Source organism: Streptomyces sp. AcH 505 (assembly GCF_000818175.1).
Lineage (GTDB): Bacteria > Actinomycetota > Actinomycetes > Streptomycetales > Streptomycetaceae > Streptomyces.
Window position 1 is genome coordinate 1,062,321 of sequence record NZ_JTIY01000002.1, and the last position, 5,327, is coordinate 1,067,647.

Sequence of the window (5,327 nt, forward strand, 5' to 3'; positions counted from 1 at the left end):
CCCCCCACGGCCACCGCCTCCCTTCTACCAGCGGCCCGACGTCATCTACCGCCCGCTGACCGGGGTCGCGCCCAGCGACGTGGGGGTGGTCTGGCCGCTGAACGACCAACCCCCGTCCGCCGTCCATGATTTCGTTGAAAGCTGTATTGCAGTCCGGGCCGTACGCGCGCCGGTCTTACCGGCCGGAAACAAAGGCGTGGATCTTCCAAAGTCGCATCAGAATTGATTGGCCTGGCGCCGAGTTGGCGACACGGTAAGCCTGAGTGATCTTGTGACTTTGTACAGTTGCCGTTGCGAGAGGCTTCTGAGGCTCCCGATACTTGCAGCGCCCAGCTCGCGAGGCCCGAGCCCGACCGTTTAGGCGGAATCACGAATTCGGCGGGCGAGAGGTCAACGACTGCATGATTGGAGCGCAATATGCCGGACCATCAGAACAATTCGACGTTGCCCAGCAGTACGGACGTGCTGATTGTCGGCGCGGGGCCGACCGGCCTGGCCCTGGCCTGCGCGCTGCACAGCCAGGGCGTGGATTACGTTCTGGTGGATCGGGCGGCAAGCAACGCCGTCCACTCGCGTGCGGCGGCCGTCCACGCCCGCACCCTTGAATCGCTCGCCACCATCGGAGCCGCCGACGCGCTGATCGAGAGGGGGAGGCCGGGACGTTCCTTCACCGCACGGGACGGAGAGCGCAGTGTGATCCACACTCCCTTCGACGAACTGGACACGCCATATCCCTTCGTCCTCGCGGTCCCGCAGCAGACCACCGAGGAGGTTCTCGAGGAACGGCTCGTCCAACTCGGCGGCAGGGTGCATCGGCGCACCACCGTGTTTGCCCTGAACGAACTGTTCCCCGGGATGAACGCACTGGTCAGCAGTGAAGAGACCGGCGAGGTACGAGCCCTGCGGGCGCGCTGGGTAGTGGGGTGCGACGGAGTGCACAGCACCGTCCGTGAGCAGTCCGGTATCCCGTTCACCGGCCACGAGAAGCCCCACAACTTCGCCCTCATCGAGTTCACCATGGACTGGTCCGGCCCTGAGGGGGAGATCACCTTCTTCTTCTCGCCGTCCGGTCTGCTTGCCGTCTCCCGACTGGAGGGAGATACGTACCGTGCCGTCGCACTCGTCGACGACGACACACCGGCGCCCGACGAGCGTGCGGTGCAGGCCCTCCTGGAGTCCCGCGGCCCCAGCGCGGCGGGCGCCAAGGTCAGGGAGTTGCGGATGTCGTCCACGTGGCGGGTGCGCCATCGTCTCGCCGATACCTTCGGAGAGGGGCCTGTCTTCCTGGTCGGAGACGCCGCCCACGTGCACAGTCCGGTCGGCGCCCAAGGCATGAACACGGGACTTCAGGACGCTTTCAACCTGGCCTGGAAGCTCGCGGCCGTGGCCAGGGGAGAGGCCTCACCGACGCTCCTGCGCACGTACAACGCCGAACGGCGGCCCATGGCACAGGGGCTGCTCGCCTTCGCCGCCCAGCTCCACGACATCTCCACCATGAGCGACCCCGACAAGATCCGGATGCGCAACGACGTCCTCGGTGCTGCAGGGCAACTGCCGGAGGTCCGCGCCTGGCTGGCGAGCCGCCTGGCCCAGCTCTCCGTCACCTACGGCGGCGGAGAAGGCCCGAGCCCGGCGGTGGGCGACCGGATGCCTCCCCGCCCCGGCATGGCTCCGGGGCTGGGCTGGTCCCTCCTTGTGCCGTCGGGCGCCGGCCTTGCCGCTGCCGAGGCCACGGCGAGAGAGATACCCGTCCCGGTCGCCGTGGCCGAGGCGGCCGGCCTTCCGCACGCCGTGCTCGTGCGCCCGGACGGTCATGTCGCACTGACTGCCCCCGTGGCCCTGCTGGCGGAGCTGCCAGGACGCCTGCGGGAGTGGCTCCACCGCGACCGGCCCACCGGCGTCTGATCCCCGTCCCCCGGCAAGAGCCCCACCCCACCCCTCGAACATTCGTAAAGGAGAGCGCATGGCACCGCAGGACACCCCTTCGCGTCCCGTCGCCCCGACACTGATGCACGTCGCCCTCGTGTGCGCCGACATCGACGAGTCGCTGCGCTTCTACCGGGACGGCCTCGGCTACACGCGTATCTACGAGTGGAGCAGGTCCTCCGAGCAGGACCCGCCCTGCCGGCACATCTACGAGGGCCGGGCCCTCTACATCGAACTCGGCGGTGGCACCTATCTGGAACTGTTCCCCGGCGGCCGCGACGACGTGGATTCCCTGCCCGGCCCCCTCCAGCACATCGCCCTGATCGTGCCCAGCGTCGACGAGGCGTACGCCAACTGCCTCGCGGCGGGAGGGCGGCCCTTCCCCTTCGACGAATGGCCCGGCCGGCCGACCAGCATCGTGCTCAACGGCGAGCCCGAGACGAAGGCCCGGGTCGCCTTCGTCAAGGGCCCCAGCGGAGAACTCGTAGAACTGTTCGAGCTGCACACCCCCGTAGTCGCCCGCTAGCTGCCGAGCCGCGCTGATCCCGGCGCGGCGAAGGAGGATATATGCGTTACACCCTGCTGGGTAAGACAGGACTGCGGATCTCCGAACTCGCCCTGGGGACCGTCACATTCGGCGAGGACTGGGGATGGGGTGCGTCACTGCCGACAAGCCGGGCCATCCTCGACCGCTACGCCGAGGCCGGCGGGAATTTCATCGACACGGCGGACCACTACACCGGCGGCACCTCCGAGCGCTACCTGGGTGACATTCTGAAGGGCCGCCGGGACCGGTTTGTCGTGTCCACCAAGTACACCCTGCAGACCGACCCCGACGACATCAACTCGGCGGGCAACCACCGCAAGAACCTCACCGCCTCCCTGGAGGCCAGCCTGCGGCGACTGGGGACGGACTACATCGATCTGCTGTGGGTCCATGCCCATGACACCCTGACGCCGGTGCCCGAGATCATGCGCACCCTCGACGACCAGGTGCGGGCCGGCAAGATCCACTACGTAGGCATCGCCAACTGGCCGGCCTGGGAGGTCGCCCAGGCGAACACCCTTGCCGAACTGCGCGGTTGGTCTCCGTTCGTCGGCCTGCAGATCCGCTACAACCTGCTGGAGCGGGCACCTGAGCGCGAACTGCTGCCGATGGCGCGGCAGTTCGACATCCCGGTACTGGCCTGGGGAGCCTTGTCGGAGGGTCTTCTCACCGGCAAATATCTCACCGGCGGGACGGGCCGGCTCACCGTCGAACCGCGCGAACACAACAGCCGTCCGGGCACCGAGGCCGTCGTCCGCGAGGTCGTGACAATCGCCGAGGAAGGCGGCTGGTCGCCTGCGCAGGTCGCACTCGCCTGGCTGTTGCACCGGCCGCAGACCGTCATTCCGATTCTGGGGGCCACCAAGGAGAAGCAGATCGAGGACTCCCTCGGGTGCGTCGACGTCGTACTCTCCGCCGACCAGCTGGGCCGCCTCGACGAGCGCAGCCGGATCGAACTCGGTTACCCCCACGACCTGATGGGCGATCCCGTCACCCTGAAGGACATGTACGGCCGCGACTGGAGCAACATCGTCGACCGACGCACCACGGTGCGTCGCGGCGTCAACGACGACGCCCACTTCGGTGCCGCACGCTCCAGCTGACCGTCCGGGCGCCGGAGTCACCGGACTCCGACGCCCTGATTCCCAGCCGACCACGCGCGATAGAGAGCAGCCTTCTTACCTAGTTCCCATCACCTACAGCCGGGGGAAAAGCATGTCCACCAGTACGGCGGCGACGACCACCAGGGACGCCCTCTCCGACTTCGCAGGCGACGTCTTCCGCTCCATGTCCCGAGTGGACCAACGACGTTGGGCCGAGGTCTATCTGCGGGGCCTGCTTGTGGTCGAGGGCAAGAAATCAGTGCGCAGGATCTCCGAGGACGTCCTGTCCGTCCCTGCCCACCAGTCCCTCCAGCAGTTCATCAACCAGAGCCCGTGGGAGTGGGAGCCGGTTCGGGCCCACATCGCGCGCTACGTGAGCCAAGGGGAGCCCGCCAAGGCCTGGGTGCTGTCCCGGGTGGCCATACCCAAGCGCGGCGACCGTTCGGTCGGCGTGGAGCGGCGCTTCCTTCCCGAGGCCGGCCGCACGGTGAACTGCCAGATCGGCCTGTCGGTCGCCCTGGCCGTCCCGTCCGGGAACATTCCGGTCAACTGGCGACTGCTGATGCCGTCGAAGTGGCTGGCCGACAGCGCGTTGCGGGAGTCCGCGTACATACCGGACGACGTGCGGGCCAACGTTGAATGGATCGATTTCGTCGCCATGCTGGACGAACTGGAGTCTCAATGGGAGGTGGGCCGGGTCCCGGTGGTCGCGGATCTGACCCACCTCGCCGAGGTGCCCGAGTTCGTCACGGAACTCACCGCCAGGGGAATCGACTTCAGCTTCGAGGTCGACGGCTCGCTCGAAGTGCTCGACTCGGCAGGGCAGCGACGCCCGGCCCGTACCGTCCACGCTGCCCGCAGCGCCTTCAAGCGGGCCGGATCCGCCCTGGCCCTGGGCCGCTGGTGCGGTCAGGCGAGCGCGCCCTGCGGCCACCGTGACACCATGAAGGTCGTCTCCAGCCTCGTGACGCTCCCCGGCCCGACAGGTTCCCGCGGCGGGCAGGGGCCTCAAGTCCGCCTGCTGACCGAGGTGTCGCCCTCCGGCACGGCGAAGCACGCGTGGATCACCAACCTCAGCGGACACCGCGTCGACGACATCGTTGCCCTCAGCAGGCTCACACAGCGGTCCAAGGAAAACACCCGGACCATGGAACACAGCTTCGGGCTACGCGACTTCGAAGGCCGGTCCTACCGCGGCTGGCACCATCACATGACCATGGTCTCGGCGGCCTACGCCTTTCACCGGCTCGCCGACCGGCGGCCGTCCGCCCGGCCCAGGTAGCGAGGCGACGGCACACACGTCCACCCGTACGACGTCGGAGATGACTCGTGGAGCGCGCAATCCCAAGGAGTCGCAAGCCATGCCACAGGAAGCCACCGGGCAGCCGGCCCCCTACGGTCACCCTCTCGCCGTCTTCTCCGACGACCTGTTCGGATATCTGTCCCGGGCGGACCAGCGTCGGTGGGCCGAGACTTACCTGAGGGGCCTGCTCGTCACCCGCGGCAAGAAGTCGCTGCGCAGAATGGCGGAGACCGTCTCCCCCCTGCCGACCGCGGCCCACTCGCTGCGCCAGTTCCTCAATGCCAGCCCTTGGGACTGGGCCCCGGCCCGGCGTGAGATCACGCGCCGGGTCGGCGGGGCGCTCCCGGTCAGAGCCTGGTCCATGGAGTCGGTGTTCCTGCCGAAACGGGGCAGTCACTCGGTCGGCGTGCATCGCAGCTTCGTCCCCGCGTCCGGCCGTACCATCAAC

5 protein-coding genes and 1 pseudogene are annotated in these 5,327 nt (G+C 68.2%); all 6 read left to right on the forward strand.

Annotation, left to right across the window (positions count from 1 at the left end; genetic code table 11):
- A pseudogene (locus HY68_RS44580) lies at positions 1-226 on the forward strand (hypothetical protein); the annotation flags it as partial.
- 218 nt (positions 227-444) lie between these two features.
- A complete protein-coding gene (locus tag HY68_RS34730; protein ID WP_157874486.1) occupies positions 445-1,905 on the forward strand; it encodes an FAD-dependent monooxygenase in 1,461 nt (486 codons plus the stop codon).
- A 58-nt stretch (positions 1,906-1,963) separates the two neighbouring features.
- Complete coding sequence (locus HY68_RS34735) at positions 1,964-2,452, forward strand: VOC family protein (protein WP_041999540.1); 489 nt, start codon at positions 1,964-1,966, stop codon at positions 2,450-2,452.
- A gap of 41 nt (positions 2,453-2,493) precedes the next feature.
- Positions 2,494-3,576, forward strand: coding sequence for an aldo/keto reductase (locus HY68_RS34740; protein ID WP_041999543.1), 1,083 nt, complete (start codon positions 2,494-2,496; stop codon positions 3,574-3,576).
- Between the two features lie 112 nt (positions 3,577-3,688).
- Positions 3,689-4,858 carry a transposase gene (locus tag HY68_RS34745; protein ID WP_041999546.1) on the forward strand — a complete coding sequence of 390 codons (1,170 nt, stop codon included), beginning with the start codon at positions 3,689-3,691 and terminating at the stop codon, positions 4,856-4,858.
- A 79-nt stretch (positions 4,859-4,937) separates the two neighbouring features.
- A partial coding sequence (locus HY68_RS44380) for a transposase (RefSeq protein ID WP_041999548.1) occupies positions 4,938-5,327 on the forward strand: 390 nt, incomplete at its 3' end.